Annotated in this window: 17 protein-coding genes and 1 pseudogene; 6 read left to right on the forward strand and 12 right to left on the reverse strand. The window is 57.0% G+C overall.

Features of this window, described 5'->3' with window-relative positions:
- Nucleotides 1-13 precede the first annotated feature (13 nt).
- From B7Y89_RS06890 to phnG, 9 genes are read right to left on the reverse strand one after another with little or no spacing between them, the layout of a single operon-like run.
- Nucleotides 14-553 (reverse strand): hypothetical protein, encoded by a 540-nt coding sequence (locus tag B7Y89_RS06890; RefSeq protein ID WP_292937010.1) that lies wholly within the window; start codon nucleotides 551-553, stop codon nucleotides 14-16.
- A 9-nt stretch (nucleotides 554-562) separates the two neighbouring features.
- Nucleotides 563-1,261: a DUF1045 domain-containing protein gene (locus tag B7Y89_RS06895; protein WP_292937011.1), complete on the reverse strand. Its 699-nt coding sequence runs from the start codon at nucleotides 1,259-1,261 to the stop codon at nucleotides 563-565.
- A gap of 4 nt (nucleotides 1,262-1,265) precedes the next feature.
- Nucleotides 1,266-2,402, reverse strand: coding sequence for an alpha-D-ribose 1-methylphosphonate 5-triphosphate diphosphatase (locus B7Y89_RS06900; RefSeq protein ID WP_292937013.1), 1,137 nt, complete (start codon nucleotides 2,400-2,402; stop codon nucleotides 1,266-1,268).
- A 3-nt stretch (nucleotides 2,403-2,405) separates the two neighbouring features.
- Entirely contained in the window at nucleotides 2,406-3,152 is a 747-nt protein-coding gene (phnL, locus tag B7Y89_RS06905; protein ID WP_292937015.1) for a phosphonate C-P lyase system protein PhnL, read from the reverse strand.
- Between the two features lie 11 nt (nucleotides 3,153-3,163).
- Complete coding sequence (gene phnK / locus B7Y89_RS06910; RefSeq protein ID WP_292937017.1) at nucleotides 3,164-3,982, reverse strand: phosphonate C-P lyase system protein PhnK; 819 nt, start codon at nucleotides 3,980-3,982, stop codon at nucleotides 3,164-3,166.
- On the reverse strand, nucleotides 3,979-4,908 hold the full coding sequence (locus B7Y89_RS06915; RefSeq protein ID WP_292937019.1) for an alpha-D-ribose 1-methylphosphonate 5-phosphate C-P-lyase PhnJ: 930 nt from the start codon (nucleotides 4,906-4,908) through the stop codon (nucleotides 3,979-3,981). Before B7Y89_RS06915 ends, phnK begins: the two co-directional genes overlap by 4 nt.
- A complete protein-coding gene (locus B7Y89_RS06920) occupies nucleotides 4,905-6,032 on the reverse strand; it encodes a carbon-phosphorus lyase complex subunit PhnI (protein ID WP_292937021.1) in 1,128 nt (375 codons plus the stop codon). Before B7Y89_RS06920 ends, B7Y89_RS06915 begins: the two co-directional genes overlap by 4 nt.
- 1 nt (nucleotide 6,033) lies before the next feature.
- Nucleotides 6,034-6,642, reverse strand: coding sequence for a phosphonate C-P lyase system protein PhnH (gene phnH, locus B7Y89_RS06925; RefSeq protein ID WP_292937023.1), 609 nt, complete (start codon nucleotides 6,640-6,642; stop codon nucleotides 6,034-6,036).
- Entirely contained in the window at nucleotides 6,639-7,124 is a 486-nt protein-coding gene (phnG, locus tag B7Y89_RS06930; protein ID WP_292937025.1) for a phosphonate C-P lyase system protein PhnG, read from the reverse strand. Before phnG ends, phnH begins: the two co-directional genes overlap by 4 nt.
- Nucleotides 7,125-7,188: 64 nt before the next feature.
- Between phnG and phnF the strand changes: the two genes are divergently transcribed.
- Genes phnF through B7Y89_RS06950 form a run of 4 tightly spaced genes read left to right on the forward strand, consistent with a single transcriptional unit; the run spans nucleotide 7,189 to nucleotide 11,854 of the window.
- Nucleotides 7,189-8,004 carry a phosphonate metabolism transcriptional regulator PhnF gene (phnF, locus tag B7Y89_RS06935; protein ID WP_292937027.1) on the forward strand — a complete coding sequence of 272 codons (816 nt, stop codon included), beginning with the start codon at nucleotides 7,189-7,191 and terminating at the stop codon, nucleotides 8,002-8,004.
- Nucleotides 8,005-8,028: 24 nt separating this feature from the next.
- Nucleotides 8,029-9,165 carry an alpha-D-ribose 1-methylphosphonate 5-triphosphate diphosphatase gene (locus tag B7Y89_RS06940; RefSeq protein ID WP_292937029.1) on the forward strand — a complete coding sequence of 379 codons (1,137 nt, stop codon included), beginning with the start codon at nucleotides 8,029-8,031 and terminating at the stop codon, nucleotides 9,163-9,165.
- 2 nt (nucleotides 9,166-9,167) lie between these two features.
- Nucleotides 9,168-9,965, forward strand: coding sequence for an endonuclease/exonuclease/phosphatase family protein (locus B7Y89_RS06945; RefSeq protein ID WP_292937030.1), 798 nt, complete (start codon nucleotides 9,168-9,170; stop codon nucleotides 9,963-9,965).
- Nucleotides 9,962-11,854: an ABC transporter ATP-binding protein gene (locus tag B7Y89_RS06950; RefSeq protein WP_292937032.1), complete on the forward strand. Its 1,893-nt coding sequence runs from the start codon at nucleotides 9,962-9,964 to the stop codon at nucleotides 11,852-11,854. The genes B7Y89_RS06945 and B7Y89_RS06950 overlap by 4 nt, the downstream gene beginning before the upstream one ends.
- 118 nt (nucleotides 11,855-11,972) lie before the next feature.
- On the opposite strand, the gene B7Y89_RS06955 is transcribed toward B7Y89_RS06950, so the two are convergent.
- The gene (locus tag B7Y89_RS06955; RefSeq protein ID WP_292937034.1) at nucleotides 11,973-14,450 is read right to left on the reverse strand and encodes a TonB-dependent receptor; all 2,478 of its coding nucleotides are present in this window, start codon (nucleotides 14,448-14,450) and stop codon (nucleotides 11,973-11,975) included.
- A gap of 288 nt (nucleotides 14,451-14,738) precedes the next feature.
- On the opposite strand from B7Y89_RS06955, the gene B7Y89_RS06960 reads away from it, so the two are divergent.
- Complete coding sequence (locus tag B7Y89_RS06960; protein ID WP_292937036.1) at nucleotides 14,739-15,743, forward strand: sterol desaturase family protein; 1,005 nt, start codon at nucleotides 14,739-14,741, stop codon at nucleotides 15,741-15,743.
- 111 nt (nucleotides 15,744-15,854) lie between these two features.
- Nucleotides 15,855-16,535, forward strand: coding sequence for a hypothetical protein (locus B7Y89_RS06965; RefSeq protein ID WP_292937037.1), 681 nt, complete (start codon nucleotides 15,855-15,857; stop codon nucleotides 16,533-16,535).
- 13 nt (nucleotides 16,536-16,548) lie between these two features.
- On the opposite strand, the pseudogene B7Y89_RS06970 reads toward B7Y89_RS06965, so the two are convergent.
- Both B7Y89_RS06970 and B7Y89_RS06975 read right to left on the reverse strand, forming a co-directional pair.
- Nucleotides 16,549-16,740: pseudogene (locus B7Y89_RS06970) on the reverse strand (IS3 family transposase); the annotation flags it as partial.
- A 2-nt stretch (nucleotides 16,741-16,742) separates the two neighbouring features.
- Nucleotides 16,743-17,531, reverse strand: coding sequence for a glucose 1-dehydrogenase (locus B7Y89_RS06975; RefSeq protein WP_292937054.1), 789 nt, complete (start codon nucleotides 17,529-17,531; stop codon nucleotides 16,743-16,745).
- Nucleotides 17,532-17,578 lie beyond the last annotated feature (47 nt).

Raw genomic sequence — 17,578 nt, forward strand, 5'->3', positions numbered from 1 at the left:
CATTGCACCACGGCTAAAGATCACGCCCCGATAGCCGTGCCAGCACTCTATCTGCCTCCTTGCGCGTACAGCAGCGGTGCACCGTAAGGTGGGCATAGGCGGGGTCGGCCACTGCGCGTGCGATGCTTTCGCGGCGGCGGCGATGGTTGTTCCACGCCCAACGGATTGGGTGATCCGCCCTGAACAACCTTTCAAAGCCCTCAGAACATCTGGGAAAAACATCATCTCCGCTGGCCGCCCGCGCCAGCGACCGGGCAATCACTTGCCGCATCACTTGCAATCGGGGAAGGTCCAGCCAGACCAGATGCTGCGCTCTTGTCCAAACAATCGGCCAGACTTTGGAATAGCCGCCGGCAACAATCCAGCCATCATCAAGTGTTGCCTGATCGACCGATTGCATGAAGGCTTCTGGCTCTTCTGCCGTGCGGCTATACCAATCCGGACCCCAGTTCAGCAGGTCAAGTTCGACAACCCGTAAGCCTGCAGCCTCGGCCAATCGCGCCGCGAAAGTCGATTTGCCCACACCTGATATGCCGACAACCATCACGCGCATTGTCTGGGCTTAACTTTGCGACTGGCCGAAGCCAAAGCGTCCGATGATCGTGAACGGACTGGCAGAGTTGGGTTGATGAAACACGCTGATCGAATCAAAACAGTGGTCCTGCGGCTCTGCTCCGAAGCGGGCACATGCCACTGCGTGAATGGCTGCGCGTTCCGTCTCATCGGCAATGCTGCCCGAAAGCGTCATGTGGAAGCGGAAGCCTTCGAGGACATGGGGATAGCCCCATTTCAGCAAGCGCGCGTCTTGCTCCGGACTCAAGGCACTTTGGCGGCGGCGGGCAATATCGGTATCGCTCAACGGCTTGCGGAACGGTTCAAAATGTTCAACGCACCGAGTGTGGAGTTCCAACATGGCGGGGCAGGAGTCAACCAGCCTGAACGCGACGAAACGGCCCAGTATCTGCGGGGCGATGGCTGCGGAAAAAGGCGTTTGGCCTGCAGCAAATCGCGCAGCACAATCCAGCAATGCTTGTTCCGTGGCTCCATCGGCCAGCGCAAATGGCGCCTTAAGTGTGCCATGAAAACCATAGCGCCGGGGATCTGCCGTCATCGCGGCAAAAGCTTCGGCAGTGAAACCTCGGGGCACAGGTTGATCGCGAACCATGCCGGTATCAGCATCGCGGCCAAGCCAGGCAGAACCTTTGCGCCACAATTCAGACGCAGGATCGGGCGCATAATAAATTGCGTAGCGTGCGCTCATTCAATCAAGCCTCGCGCTGGCCAAGCCGCCATACAGACACCGGGCGTGGCCAACCACCGGTTTGCCAAGAAACCCGTACCATATCGGCCCGCAAACCTTCAGCCAGCCCCCCCCGATCGGTCAATCCGGCAGCTTTGGCCGGACCGGATGTGACCACCGCAATGGCTTCGGGAAGTTCCCAGTTATAAGGCGCCTGAGTCAGCATGAAAGCGGCGCGCAGCATGGAAAGCGGGACGTAGTCCGACGCAAGAATATCAAGCAAGCCTGCACTGGCGGCTTCCCCTGCGCCCAGATTGCCCGAATGCGAATGGCCGCGCACTAGATTGGGCGCGCCCATTGCGATGGCCATTCCGGCGTTGCGTGATGTTTGCGCCGCTTCCTGCGTCACCGGAAATTCAGCGATTGTGCAGCCAAAGCCTTGCGCTTCAAGTACTTGCTCTCCTGAAGCGTCATCATGCGCCGCCAATGCCACACCGATTTCCCGTGCAATTTCGGCCAGACGTTTGCGGTGCAAATCGCACATGTCGGCAATCTCCAGCGCCGCCGCGGCCTTTTCCGCAGACACTTCGCGGTTGACGAATTGCCGCTGGCCCGGACGGTGATCCATCAGCGACAGCATCCGCAGGCGCGGATTCCCCAGATGCGGGATCAGGCGTTCCAGCAAAGCCGGATTGGTCACCTCGCAGCGGATATGCAGCAAGTGGTCCGAACGCAGCAGGCCTGCGTCTTGGGCATCATCAATCGCCGCGACCATGATCGGGAAAGCTTCCCCCCGGTTCAGGCCATTGCGTTCTCCGTGCAGGCACAAGGAATCAAACACCGTGGTAATACCGGCGGCGGCACATTGTGCATCGTGTGCCATAACCGAACCAATCGTGTCCCACGTTGCGCCGGGACGCGGCTGATAATGCTTTTCCAGATTGTCTGTATGAATGTCGATCAAACCGGGGATCAACAGATCATCGCCCCAATCATCTGCATAAGCAGAAGCTTCATCTCGCCGTTCGATTGACTGGATGTGCCCTTCGCGGATAACCAGTTCGGCGGCGACCACGCTGTCTGCCGTCACCACGCGGCGGCTGAATATGCGCTGTTGAGCAGCGTCAGCCGTGATTGGCCGATCAAGCAGGTCCTGTTCCATCGCTTATGCCGCCATCTTGAATTGCGTGACATCGAACAGACGCGTGGCCACGCCATCGCGCACCGCCTCGTCATGGAAGATCCCGATCATGGCAGTGCCAGCAGCGCGCGCGCGGTTCATCAGCTTGATCACCGTCTGCCGATTGGCGGCGTCAAGCGATGCGGTAGGCTCGTCCAGCAAAAGCACCGGATAATCCCGCACCATCACCCGCGCAATATTGACGCGCTGCTGCTCTCCGCCCGAGAACGTGGCAGGCGGCAGGCTCCACAGCGTGCGCGGCAGGTTGAGATCGGCGAGCATAGCCTCGGCCCGTTCGCGCGCTTCTGCCGGATCGACGCCGTTTTCCAGCAGTGGTTCCATGACCAGATCCAGCGTCGGGATCCGCGGGATCACGCGCAAGAACTGGCTGACATAGCCCATCGACCGCCGCCGTACATCAAGCACCAAATGGGGCGGTGCATGGGTAATATCGACCAGTCCGTCGTCGTGGCGGACTTGGACAGACCCGCTGCTGGGGATGTAATTGCCATAAATGGCGCGCAGCATGGTGGACTTGCCAACCCCCGATGCACCCGAAAGCACCACACATTCACCCGGATGCACCGCAAGATTGACACCGGTAAACACAGGCACGACCGATCCGTTCAGATTGTGCAGCAGAAAGGTCTTGGCAAGCTGTTCCACAACGATCACCGGATCACCGTTGGACATGGCTTCGTTGAAGCCGACAGGTTGGTTTTGCGTGCTCATCTGTAGCCTGCTTAAATCTGGAGTACGGAAGAGACGAGCAGCTGGGTGTAGCCATGCTGCGGATCGTCAAGAACCTGGTCGGTCAGGCCGTGCTCGACGACTTCACCCGATTTCATCACCATCAGGCGGTCTGCCAGAAGCCGGGCAACCGCGATGTCGTGCGTCACGATAATCGCCGCCAGACCCATATCGCGCACCAGCAAGCGCATCAGATCCAGCAAGCGGGCCTGCACCGATACATCAAGGCCTCCGGTCGGTTCATCCATGAACACCAGCGACGGGCTGTGAATGAGGTTGCGGGCAATTTGCAAACGCTGCTGCATACCGCCCGAAAACGTGCGCGGCTTGTTGTCGATACGCGCGATGTCCAGTTCGACCTTTTCAAACCATTCCAGTGTCAGTTCACGCATTTGACCATAGTGGCGCTGACCGTTCATCATCAACGGTTCGGCCACGTTGGCACCGCCGGATACGCGCATACGCAAACCATCGCGCGGGTTCTGGTGGACATAGCCCCATTCCTCGCGGCTGATCCGCCGGCGATCCTGTTCAGACAGGGCGAAGATGTCTTTCACCCCGTGGCGGCGGCTGTTGAACACGACTTGTCCGGCATCCGGATCGATCTGCCCGGCCATGCAGCGCAGCAAAGTGGTCTTGCCCGAACCGCTTTCGCCAACAATGCCAAGGATTTCCCCCCGGCGCAGTTCGAAATTGATGTCGTGGCATGCAACCACATTGCCAAAACGCTTGTTAAGCCCGCGTACGGCAAGCAGCGCCGCATCATCTTGATGCTGAACGTCAGCGCGTTCCATGGTGAGAGCCTCGGTCACTCTGCGTCCTCCAAGTTTGCAGCATCAGCAGATCCTTGATCAAGCTCGTGTCCGGCCATCGGGCCAGCGTGGCCGGCATCGCGGCGATCGGAACAATGCGAACTGTCCGAACACACGAACATGCGTGTGCCTTCATCATCAAGGATGACCTCGTCCTTGTAGCTGTCCGGGCATCCGCACAGCGCGCAAACCTCGTCCCAGCTTTGCACATCGAACGGATAGTCTTCGAAATCGAGGCTGCGCACATCGGTGTGTGGCGGCACCGCGTAAATCCGCTTTTCGCGGCCAGCGCCAAACAGATGCAAAGCCTCGCTCTGGTGCAGCTTGGGATTGTCAAACTTCGGAATGGGCGAAGGCGACATCAAATAGCGTTCGTCAACCAGCACGGGATAACCTGCGCCGCCTGCAATTCGCCCGAAGGCTGCAACGCTTTCATACAGCGACAGATATTGCAGGCCGTATTCTTCATAGGCGTGCATGGCGCGCGTTTCGGTTTCGCGCGGTTCAAGCCCGCGCAGTGGTTCAGGCTGCGGCACCTGATAGACCATGATCTGGCCTTCCTTCAGCGGCGCTTCCGGGATGCGATGCCGCGTCTGGATGATCGTTGCCTCTGCGGTCCGCTCGGTCGTTGCCACATCGGCAACACGGGCAAAGAAGCGCCGGATCGATACAGCGTTGGTCGTATCATCAGCGCCTTGGTCGATGCACTTGTAGACATCGTCCTGCCCGATGATCGATGCGGTCACCTGAATGCCGCCCGTACCCCAGCCATAGGGCACCGGCATTTCGCGTGAGCCGAACGGCACCTGATAACCCGGAATGGCCACCGCTTTAAGGATGGCGCGGCGGATCATCCGCTTGGTCTGTTCATCAAGATAGGCGTGGTTATACGCGCCATGCTGCATACGGTTGGTTTGCGTAGTCATTCTGCTGCCTCCGCAAATTCACCAGCGTCGGGCGTTGCGGCTTCGCGGGCCTCACGCCATTCCTTGCAAAGGCGGCGGACGAACTGGAGTTGCGCCTGAAAATCGACATAGTGCGGCAGTTTCAAATGCTGGACAAAGCCCGAAGCTTCGACATTGTCGCTGTGATACAGCACGAATTCTTCGTCCTGAACGGCGTGAACCCCATTTTCGCCCACTTCCTTGTGGCGCAGCGCGCGGTCAACAATCGCCATGCTCATGGCCTTGCGCTCATTGTGGCCAAAGGTCAGGCCATAACCGAATGTGAACTGCGGCGGCTTGTCGGCAGAGCCTTCAAAGTTTGAGATCATCTGGCATTCGGTGACCACGATTTCCCCGATTTCGATGGGGAAACCCAGCTCTTCCGGTGTGAATTCGACAGTCACGTCACCCATACGGATTTCACCGCACAACGGATGCGTGCTACCCCAGCCGCGCTGTGATGCGTACGCAAGGCTGAGCAGAAACCCTTCATCGCCACGCGCCAGCGCCTGAAGCCGCTGATCGCGCCCTGCAGGGAACGCCATGGGCTCGCGGGTAAGGTCATAAGGCTCCGGTGCATCATCGCTTTCGGCAGCAGTTTGCTCAAGCAGCGATTCATGCGCAAAAACCGATGCGATAGTCGGCATCTTTTCAACAACCGGCTCAGTGGCTTTGACGGCAACACCAGCAGGACCGGCATCACACAAATCGAAGTTCAAAAGGCGGTGCGTATAATCGAACGTCGGTCCTAGGATCTGCCCGCCGGGGATGTCCTTGAACGCTGCCGATACGCGGCGCTGCACCGCCATCTCCGGGGTTTTGATCGGCTCGGTCGCGCCGAAACGCTGCAATGTGGTGCGATAAGCGCGCACCAGAAAGATTGCCTCTGTCACATCGCCGCGCGCTTGCTTGATCGCCAAAGCGGCAAGTTCGGGATCGTAGCAACTGCCTTCCATCATCACGCGATCAACCGCGAGCGACATTTGGTGGCGGATCTGCTCCACCGTCAATTCGGGGACCGATGCATCGCCGCGCCGCATTTCATCCAGCCATTGGTGGGCGTTGCTGATGGCGCGTTCGCCACCCTTTACCGAAACATAGGCCATGTCAGTTCTCCGGCACGATGCGCGTGGAACGCGGTAGAGCGATGATCTGATCGCCCGCTGTCAGGATAATATCGACGCCAAGCTGGAAGGCGCTGCGGTCAGCACGCACTTGGTTCCAAAAGTCTTCAGGCAGTCCGGCAGGCGCAATCCTGCGCGTCTCTGCAATGCCTGGCCCTTCAAGGCGGACCGCCGCGCCACCTTCCAAAGCTGCGCACACAACGATCAGCGTCGTCGCGCGGTCGGGGTATTTTGGGTCGCCTGCGTAAAATTGGTCCAGTGCGGGCAAAAGGTCGGCGAGCACCAAAGCATATGCCGCAGCCTTAGGCTCTGCCGTGATCGGACAGCCGCAGTGGAAGCGCAACCAATTGGCAAAAGCTTCGCCATCTGCATCAAGTGCCACGAAAACCGGCGTTTCAAAATCCAGCAAAGTCAGCGCCAGCGCACTGGCTGCGGTCAAATGGGGAGATGCTGCGGCAATACCTGAATCCAGATCAATCAGCCTTCCGGGCCGCGACATGGCATCAAGCACGCGGCGGAAAACCCGCTGCGAATCTGCCACAGGATTGGCAAAGCCGGGTGAGACGCCTTCAAGCGCCAGTGAGCCGATCATTTTTCACCCCGCGTGCGAACCATCGTGAAGAAATCCACCTTGGTGGCGGCTGCTTTGCGACCGGTATCTGCCTTCCGCTCTGCCAGACCGGCGGCCAAGGGTGCCAGAACGCCTTCCTCTAGCCGGTCACGCCAGACATCGGCCTGCACCATTGCATCTGCCAAAGCGGCCAGTTCTGCGTGATCGCGATTGCGCCCGGCAACATAGCCAACCCCGACGGGGCCTTCAGGAATGCGCAAAGCGGCGCGCGCCACGGGAAGTTCACCAAGATTGAAGCGTTCGCCCTCTCCGCCCACTCGGCCGCGAACCAGCACCAACCCGACTTCGCTGGGGCGCAGGCGCTCAACCTCAGGAAGGTTTTCCATAAGGTCGAACACCGAACGCACAGCATCCGCTGGCGACTTGGCAATCAGCGCATGAGCCCTTTGGCGTGCTAAACGCAGGCCTTCAGTTGTTGCGACATCTTCCTGATGACTTTCCACAATGACTCCAACAAATTTAGTAATTGTCGATCAATTGATCTATTGTTTATGTAAATGATCTCGTATGAGCAAGTTAAAACTAGGTTACAGTTATATTATACAAGTAAAACTTGTTGAATATTGTCATCAAATTGTCGCCGCTGAATGCGAGGAGATTCGCAGGAGGTTTATGATGTGGCTTGCCATCGCTGAAGACCTGGAACGCGCAATCCATGAGCGGGTGCTTAACCCCGGCGACAAGTTGCCTACCGAGCACATGCTTGTCCGGAAGTACTTTGTAACGCGGCACATGGTGCGTCTGGCGCTAAATCGTCTTGTTCAAAGGGGTTTGGTCGAAAGCCATCAAGGGCGCGGGACGTTTGTCTGTCGCCCCAATATGGCATTCCCGATCCGTCAAAGAACGCGTTTTGGCGAAATTGCGCAGCAGGCCCACGTCAATCACAAGTATGAAACCCGCAGTATCCAGATTGGCCGGATGCCCCCGCCAGTGGCCCGCGAATTCGGTGTCAAACTCACGGCAATAGGCGTTTGTCTTGAGCGTTTGTCGGTTGTTGACGGGCAACCTTCAGCTTTGGCGCAGCATTATTTTCTTGAAAAACGTATTCCGAAGTTCGCGGATACTTACAACAAGTTCCAGTCAATTACGGCGACACTCAAAGAACTCGGCATTGTTGATTACGTGAGAGTGAGGACACACATCATTTCTCGTCTTCCCACCAATGAAGAAGCCAGCATCCTGCAAATGCCGCGCCACGTTCCGCTTATCATTACCAGAGCAATCAATCACGATGTTGATGGAAACATGCTGGAATATGGCGAGGCACGGATGGCGGCTGACCGTATTGAGATCGTAATCGACACGTCGAACTTCAACAATTGAACCGGCCATCATAGGATTTTGACCGTGACCACTGTTTTAACAAATGCGCGTATCGTCACTGGCGATGCCATTGTTCAAGGTTCCATAGCGATCAATGGCGGTGTCATTGGTGATGTAAGCGAAGGACGCTCGAACGCTGACGCAATCGATATGGAAGATGACTATATCATCCCCGGTATTATCGATATTCATACCGATAATCTTGAACGCCATTACTTTCCCCGGCCCAATATTGATTGGGACGCAGCTTCAGCCAGTATCGCGCATGATGGCGTCTGCATCTCAAGCGGCGTGACCACGGTGTTTGACAGCCTGTCGCTGGGTGCCTGGTCAAATGGGCAAGTGCGCGGGCGTGACAACTTGCGCCGTCTGATTGCGGGGCTGGGGGCTGCACGCAATAGCGGGGCGTTGCGCGCGGATCACCGCATTCACTGGCGTTGCGAATTGCCGTCTCCGGTTTTGCCAGAGCTGCTGGATGAATTCATGCCCAATCCGCTTACCGGACTGGCGTCGTTCATGGACCACACCCCCGGCCAAAGGCAGTACAAGGATCTAGACTTCTTTCTGGATCGGACGTGGCGCAAGGAAATGTCCGAGGCCGAAGTCGCCACACGGCTTGATCAACGGCGCGCAGATCAGGCCAGCAATGTCACCACTAACCGGGCAATCATGGGCAAAATGGCCGGAGAAATGAATGTCACTCTGGCCGCGCATGATGATGAAACCGCTGAACACGTCGCAGCTGCCCACGCCGCTGGCGCCGTCATATCAGAGTTTCCGGTCACCCATGAAGCTGCCGCAGAAGCCAAGCGTCTGGGCATGGTGAATTTTATGGGCGGGCCCAATTTGGTGCGGGGCGGTTCCTATTCGGGCAACGTGGGCGCGGCTGAATTGGCGGCGGATAACCTGCTGGATGGCTTTGCATCGGACTATGTGCCGCGCAGTATGATCGAATGCATTTTCCGGCTGACCGAAGAACCTCACGGTTGGAGCCTGCCGCAAGCGGTCGCTACAGTCACGCGCACACCTGCCCATGCCGTCGGGCTGACGGATCGGGGCGAAATTGCCACAGGTCTGCGCGCTGATCTTTTGCGCGTCAGCCTGAACGGCGGCCTGCCCGTGGTACGGTCCGCTTGGGTGGCGGGGGTAAGGGTCAGCTAGCGATGGCCCAATTGAAAATCGTCAGTTTCAACCTTTGGAAAAACGAAGGGCGTTTTGAACAGCGGATAGAGCGGATCGTTACCGGTCTGTCCGCGCTCAACGCTGATGTGATCGCCTTGCAGGAATGCTTTTATGCGCCTGCGCTCGGGATTGATGTCGTCGAAACCATTGCCCGGCGCTGCGCCATGCATTTCGTGCGCGCACCTTTGCGCGCAAAACGGCGCTTGCACCCGATCAGCGCCACCAAAATGACCACGCCTGCCACCCAAGTAGAAACGCGGTCGGACATGGCAATCCTCACGCGCACTCCGGTCATTGACGTTGAAGTAGTGATGCTTCCTGAAGACAAGCGGGATGGGGAGCGGGCCTTGCTGATGGCGACCTTGCCATTGCGCAACCGAAGCGTCCGCCTTGGCTGCACGCATTTGACCCATTTGCGCGATGGAGACGCTGTTGCGGTCCGTCATCGCCAAGCCGCGGCTATCGCGCAGTGCATCGTGCGTTTCGATCATCAACCATTTGTTCTGATGGGCGATCTGAACGCGCGCATGACGGATGGAGAGTTGGGTTCGTTATACAATAACCCGGCATTGGGGTTAGATTCACGTCTCCATGCCGCCTCGATGCCAATTGTCACTGCACCTGCTGATGGCACTATCGATCATATCCTGCTGTTCGGTTCGGCCCCCGGTTGGCAGCACCTGACGCGCGAAAACAAACTTCAACCTTTGCCTACGCGGCCTGAAGATTGGGCAAGCGATCATCCGGCGATTTTTGCACGATTGGAATTTCCGGAATGAAAGGCGTTCCTGGCGTCGTCCACACCCCGCGACGAACCACCCAGTTGACCTTGCGTCAAACGATCGGTGCCTTTGCCCGCTACTGGTTGGCGGAACCCAAAGTCGTCGCTGCCATCCTCGCGCTCTTATTGGGCATTATCGCCGCCGAAGCGGCCACACCCATCGCGCTGGGTGAATTGGCTGCGGTCGTCGCTGATCGCGCTACGCCCGGTAGTGTATCGTTACGTGAACCTTGGGGAGCGTTATTGGCCGCTGGCCTTGCGATGATAACTGCCATCGTGCTGCGTCAGCTGCTTGATCGGGGGTGGAACGCGCTCACCGTGCGGTCAATGCAAAGGTTGCAACTTGATCTGTTTGCCCGCGTTCAGCGCTTGCCCGCCGAATGGCACGCCAACAGCTTTGCCGGAGCCACCGTCCACCGTATTTCACGTGCGCGCTGGGCGCTTGATATGCTCAGCAATATCATCGTGTTGCGCTTGTTGCAGCCAGCTTTGCTGCTGGTTGTCATGGGCGGAATCCTGACGTGGCGTTTGCCGGTTGCCGGCGGAGTCTTCTATTTCCTGAGCTTCCTTTACGTGATCGCCAGCTGGCAGCTTTCGGCACGCTGGGTCCGCCCGATGAGCGTCGTATCCGCCGCACGCGACAGCCGTTTGACCGGCGCATTGGCGGATTCGATCACCAACAACGCAACGGTAAAGTCGTTTGGCGCTGAAGAACGCGAAGACAAATTGCTGCGCGGCTTTTCCGATGATTGGGCTACGGTTGCACTGCCTTCGTTCAACCGGGCAACCGATACAAACGCCGTTCTGCAAATGGTGTGGACGATGGCGCAGCTTTCGGTACTTGGCCTGATCGGCTGGTATGCAGTCCATAGCAGAGCCGATGTTGCCGATGTGGCATTTGCATTGTCAGCCGTTGCCATGCTGTCCGGGCAATTGCGAAATCTGGCTAGCGATATTCGCACCATCCAGCGCGCGTTTGCAGAAATGGAAGACGCTGCCGAATTCCTCGTCGCATCGCGCGAAGTGGGCGATATCAGCACGAATTGTAGCGAAGTTGTGCAAGATCGACGTCCCATCGAGGGCGAGATTGCGTTCTTGAATGTAAGCTTCTCTTACCCTTCGGGTGGCCAGGTGTACCAGGACTTGTCCTTGACCGTGCTTGCAGGTGAACATGTGGCGCTTGTCGGCCCATCGGGATCAGGAAAATCCACAGCCGTGAAACTGATCCAGCGGCTTTACGAAATCGATGCCGGGGTCGTTGCCATCGATGGCAAAGACATCCGGGAAATGGCGCCATCGGATTTGCGCAAGTTGATCTCGCTGGTTCCGCAAGAACCCGTCCTGTTCCACCGGTCATTGGCCGAAAACATCGCCTACGGTCGGCCAGAGGCAAGCATGGATGACATCATCAAAGCCGCAAAACTGGCGCGCGCGCACGAATTCATCAGTACTTTGCAAAACGGTTATGCCACCTTTGTGGGTGAGCGTGGTGCCAAACTATCGGGCGGAGAACGCCAGCGTGTTGCCATTGCCCGGGCAATCCTCGCGGACCGGCCGATCCTGCTGCTCGATGAAGCAACCTCCAGCCTTGATACGTCGACCGAGCGCTTGGTTCAGGAAGCAATCGCGGAACTGGCCAAAGGCCGCACCACAATCGTCATCGCACACCGCCTTTCGACCATCCGCAATGCCGATCGCATAATGGTGTTCGATAAAGGCATGATCGTGGAACAGGGGTCGCACGACCAATTGCAACGTGTGCCAAACGGCCATTACCGACGCCTATTGGAACTGTCAGATCAGCCAGCAGCGTCGCATATCGCCAAAGATCAGCCGATAAAACCTGATGGGAAGCAGGAACGGCAGTTTGCCAGCGAAGCGTACTGAAAGTTCGACCGGCCACGCTCCCGGCATCAGCCGGGTTGTGGTCCGGACAGCAATCGCAGCATGATCCGGAATGCCCGGATCATGCTTTGAAAGTTGACTGCTTTTCAATTCTATAGGCTCAGAAACGCCCACGAATTTCGGCGCCCATAGTGCGCGGCTGAATGACGCCAAAGCCGTAGGAGCGGATCAACACTCCGTCGTTTGCGCGGGCAAGTGTGTAGTCATTGGACACGCTGGACAAGGCATACTTGTCGAACACGTTGTTTGCAAAAAGCGATACTTCAAGCTGCGGTGTCTTATAAGTGATGGACGCGCGGCTTATCGAGTATCCGGGGATAGCTTCACCGTAACCACGCAGGCCCGTCGTGGAATAGGTATCGCTGCGAGCAGCAGTGCTCCACAACAAGTAAAGTTCGGCCTCATCGGCCATTGGCACTGTGTATGTTGCAGTGATTGATCCGGCATGTTTGGACGTGCCTGGCAAACGGTCGCCAACAAAGGCATCGCCCGCACCCTGAACATCAAAGCCGTTGCTGATCCCGCCGATCAGGCCCGGTGCAGCCTTGGTAAGTTTTGCGTCGAGATAAGTGTAGTTCCCCGACAGGCTGAACCTGCCAAGGTTAAGCGCGAGCGTCGCTTCTGCTCCTCGGCTACGCGCACCACCCGCGTTTGCGGTGATGCCCACGGCTCCGTTCGCCGTCTGACTGCCGAGTTGGAGATTTGTCCAATCGATATTGTAAAGGTTTACCGTGCCTTGCAGCATTTTATCAAGAAGGCTGAAACGGACGCCAACTTCGTAATTCTGGGTCTTGTCTGGCCCGAACGAAAGTTCATTGGGCAAAGCGCAGACGTTTTGCCCGGCAGGCAAAGGCACAATACACGGTGCCACGCGGTTGACGCCACCGATGCGGTAACCCGTCGAATAGGTCGCATAGGCGAACAATTCAGGGCTGAACTCATACGAGGCGTTGAGCTTGTATACGAAGCCATCATCCTCGGTCGAACCGGTGCGAATGCGCGAGGGATCAAACTGGATAAGCGGATAGGGCGTACGGCGTTGTCCGCCACGGGTCAGCGGCGTATCTGTGGCGCCCGAAATATAGGCCTTGTATTTGTAATAGCGCGCACCGCCAGTAATCTGGAACTGTGGCGTCACATGCCATGTTACTTCACCGAAAACGGCCTTTTCCTTGGTATAGGTGTCTGTGAACGAGATGTACTCCAATCCATCAGGCCGGAAGATCCCTGCCCACTCAGGATAGCCGGGCAAACGCTCGGCGCTGAACGTATAGCTCTTGAAGTGGTTATAGAAGCCACCAAGCAGCCAGTCGACCGGCCCGCCATGGGCAGAAACCAAACGGATTTCCTGGTTGAACTGTTCAGGGTCGCTCTCAGATGTGGTGGTGCCGGCAAAGGACGGGAAAAGCTCGTAATCATAATCAAGATCAAGCAAAAGGTCGGCAATGTCGCCTTGGCTGAAAAGATCCTGCCTCGAAAAAGCGGTGGCCGAAACGATCTTGGCAATGTCACCGATGTCGATATCGACTTCTGCTGCAAACATTTCCAGTTTGCGGGTGGCAGGCTGTGGCACGCGACCGCCGTTTTCGTACTTGCCAGTCCCAAGGACGCCACGGCAATTGGCATAGACGCACTGTCCGTCAGGGAAGGCGACGCCGTTGGGGTTCAGCGTGTAAGTGGCACCAAACCCGCCATTGACCTGCGTGCCGTTGGTCCTTGTTTCCTGCCGGATATAACTGAACGTCGGGCGCAACCAGCCGAAGTCAAAGCCCAACTGCGCACGGACGGAATACGTCCGTTCGTCGTTCAGATCTTTACCGCGACGCAGGTTCGCAGCCACCGCTTGAGGATCGTTAAAGTCTGGCTGCGGGAGCGACACACCAAGCTGGTTCACCAGAAATGGGGAATCGATAAAGCCGGGGTCGTTGTAATAGCCGCCGGTAACGCGCAGGGCGACTTTATCTTCGACGATCGGCAGATTGACTGTCGCATCGAACACCGACCCTACACCGTCGGAATGTGCCACATCATAAACGCGGGCATGTGCCTCGCCCTCGAACCTGCTGAAGTTCGGGCGATTGGGAATGTAGCGGATCGCGCCTGCCAGCGTGCCAAGGCCATAGAGTGTGCCTTGGGGCCCGAGCAGCGTTTCCACCCGGTTGATGTCGAGGAATTTGAAATCGACGTATAGCGGGATCTCCCCGAGATATACGCCTACTGCGGTACTGCGGTTGGTGCCGCCTGGTCCGCCAGATGTAATGCCGCGCATGACAATGCTGTTGGCGGTGCGGGGGCCGGTGTCGGGCACTGTCAAGCCGGGGGTGTAAAGACCAATATCGCCGACGTCATCCAGACGCTTGTTTTCAAGCGTCAAGCTATCGAGAGCAGAAATGTTGATCGGGACTGTCTGCAACGAAACGGCGCGGCGCGTGGCCGTGACAACCAGCTCGTTCTGACCCTGCGTTTCTTCAGCCGCCATGGCGTCAGCCGGCATGTCCTGCGCCTGAACAGGCATGGCGATCACGCCAGCCAAGATGGTTGCCGACAGCAGTTGCAGACGAATTTGTGTATGTTTCATTGTGAGTCCCCCCGATTCAAATGGCCAATCACTCAGGCTTGTCTCCGCCTATGCTTGTGGCTCTGGCCTTGGCGGCGCTGGCTCTATTCTGCATCGGTCTGGTTCGGGTACGCAGTCGGTCGGACAAGCAATATGCGCCGTTTGACGTAGGGCAGGTGCCATAACAGTGGTGGGCAAGTGATTGCGCCGGTGCGGCTACGCTAAACGGCGTAATGCCGGAACCGGCTCACTCAGGTATCTTCTGCCGACATTTTATCCCGGTCGCGTCCATTTTACGTAGGAATTGCCATGAGCGAGTATGCCGTCACCGAGAAGCCGGCTTACATGGTCAGTGCCCCCATAACCCGCGGGCTCGACAATCTGGGGCGCGTGGAAGGTGGGCCTGTAAAGCAGTTCATCTTCACCTATTTCCAACCAGCCTTCCTGCTGTTGGTGATTAGCTATTTTTATTATGCGCCGGCAGAGTGGATCAAGCCATCGGTGACCTTGTGGATCGGTTACGGCGTCAAGGTCATGATGCTTTCGATGGAGTGGATATCACCCCGCTACAAGAGCTGGCAGCACACCTGGAAAGAACTCGCGTGCGATACCTTCTATGTCGCAATGGGCGCGATGTTTGTGCGGGTGGTGTTTGGGCCGATCAACAGCGAGGCGATCATCACATGGTTCCAGGACACTTTTGACCTTGCCAAAATTGCCTGGTTCATGACCCTTCCCTTGCTGCTTCAAGCCGTGTTGATCTCTTTCATCGGTGACTATTTTCAATATTGGATGCACCGCGGCATGCACAACTGGCACCCGTTGTGGCTGACGCACGCACCGCACCACTATGTCACCCAGTTGAACGTTCAAAAGGGCAGCATCGGCAACCCGATTGAAATTTTCCTGATTGGCCTTGGCATCGGCGGGCTGTTCGATTTCTTGCCGCGCGCCGCACTTTTGGCTGGCGCATTCGGGATGGCTGTCAGCAGCTATCAACACTGCAACATCCGCTTCAACACGCCCAAATGGTGGTTCAAAATTTTCAATTCGACCGAACACCACAGCCTTCATCATGCGCAGGACTATGAAGCTACGCGAAGCAACTATGCCGGTACCTGGATTTTCATTGACCGTATGCATGGCACTTGTCTTGACGGCGAAGCAGAGTTGCTCGGTCAAGAAGGCGGGCGGCGTATGTCCATTTGGGAAACAATGCACTTCACTTTTTCTGAATCATACAAGCTTCTCAAACAGAAGTGGGCTGCGCGCAGTGAATTTTCGAGGCCGTTCACTGCTACGCCTGCCGAGTAGCGGTGAAGGAAGTACGCACATCTGCGCGATAGATTGCAAAGCGCGGACACAGACAGCCGATGGTATGAAAATAAGAGCGGCTAAAGTGCTCCGCACGCGAAGGGAACTCCAGTGAAATTGTCTGTTTTCGATTGGATTTGGTGCATCAAGGGAAAGTTGTCGATTGAGCCAACCCAATCCTCGAGTGAAGCATTTGTGAAAATCGAAAGCCTTTTTCAGACTAGCAATACAAACTACAAAGTCGATGGTGAAACATTGACCTTCACCAAGAACAATCCCCTTCCACAAGACAAAATGTCGGTTTTCGATAGCGGTGTACTGCGTGTTTCGGGCACAATGCTGCATTACGATCTGAAGAGTCGAGCGTTACTGGCCTGCTTTATAGCACCCCTGTTTTTCTTCGCATTAGGCCACGCTGGCGTTGCTATGGACCAGTGGCGTAATCCGCCCGAGGTGGTCAAGGTCAAGGCAGAGGCGGCAAAGAAGCGCTCGCTGATAAAGCCTGAGGACGTGCCCATGAACCCTGTCGACAAGGCCCTGGGCGCTCCTGTTCCCGAAAAGAAAAAGGACGGCGAGGAAATTGGCAAGCGCAACCGTAAGCCATCAATGAAAACAGCTTACACCTACATGGGTATTTTCTTTGCGCTTTGGATTGCAGGACGGATTCTTGAACACAAGCTTGTCCATAACCTTTTTCGCAAAAGATTTGCAGGCAATGTGGCTGTCAAGACCTCTCGTTCTGCGCCCGCAACAGACTTGAACCGCAGCATTGCCCCACAAACCACGGGATAACCGCAAGGGTAAGTCATGCGGCTACGGGCAGTTCGTACAACAGCATGGCATGATAGCGGTCTTCGGCTCCAGCGGGCGGGATATGGCCGATAGGGTCCGGCAGGCGCCGGTTGCTCAACCATTCCTCCCACTCAAGCGCGGCAAACTCAACGGGTTCGAACGAGCGCCAGGGTCCTCGCTCATGAAGGACCCCGGCCTCACTGATAACTACTGGGCTGTCATGCCAGCATCGATCACGTGTTCAGCGCCCGTAATGTAGCTTGATTCGTCACATGCAAGGAACAGCACAAGGTTCGAAACTTCTTCGGGTTCAGCGATGCGGCGCAGGGGGATTTGTAGCAGTGCTTCGCCGCCGCCTTCGTCCGTCGCCTCGATCATCATCGGTGTCATGATAAAGCCGGGATGGACCGAGTTCACGCGAATGTTGTCTGGACCATATTCTACAGCCGCGGCCTTGGTCATACCGCGCACAGCGAATTTGCTGGCGACATAGGCAAGGCTGGGGAAGCCGTAATTGGCGACGAGCCCTGCAATCGACGAAATGTTCACGATCGAACCACGCCCGCCTTTGAGCATTGAGGGAATGACGGCGTGCATGCCAAGGTAGACCGAGTGCTGATTTACGTCACAAACCTTATGATAATCGGCTTCTGAAACATCCGCTGTCTTGGCCATCACGCCAAGTATGCCGGCATTGTTGACCAGAACGTTGATCGGACCAAAGAACTCTTCTGCCGCTGCTACGACACGCGACCAATCGGCCGCACTGGTGACATCGTGTTCGATGAACTTTGCATTCGGGCCGAGTTCTTGGGCCAGCGCTTCACCGGTATCGGACCGAAGATCGGTCAGGACGACTTTTGCACCCTCGGCGATAAAGCGCCGGGCATGTGATGTTCCCATGCCGCGCGATGCGCCAGTGACAAGAGCGGTGCGGCCATCAAGTGTGGATCGGCGTGCAAAAGGAACCCGGCTAGCGGGGTGATCGGCGTCCAAAAGGGAACCACCATTCCGATGGTTTAGACAGCGGCCTGGATTTTCAG

The sequence above is a fragment of the Novosphingobium sp. 32-60-15 genome (assembly GCF_002280675.1).
Lineage (GTDB): Bacteria > Pseudomonadota > Alphaproteobacteria > Sphingomonadales > Sphingomonadaceae > Novosphingobium.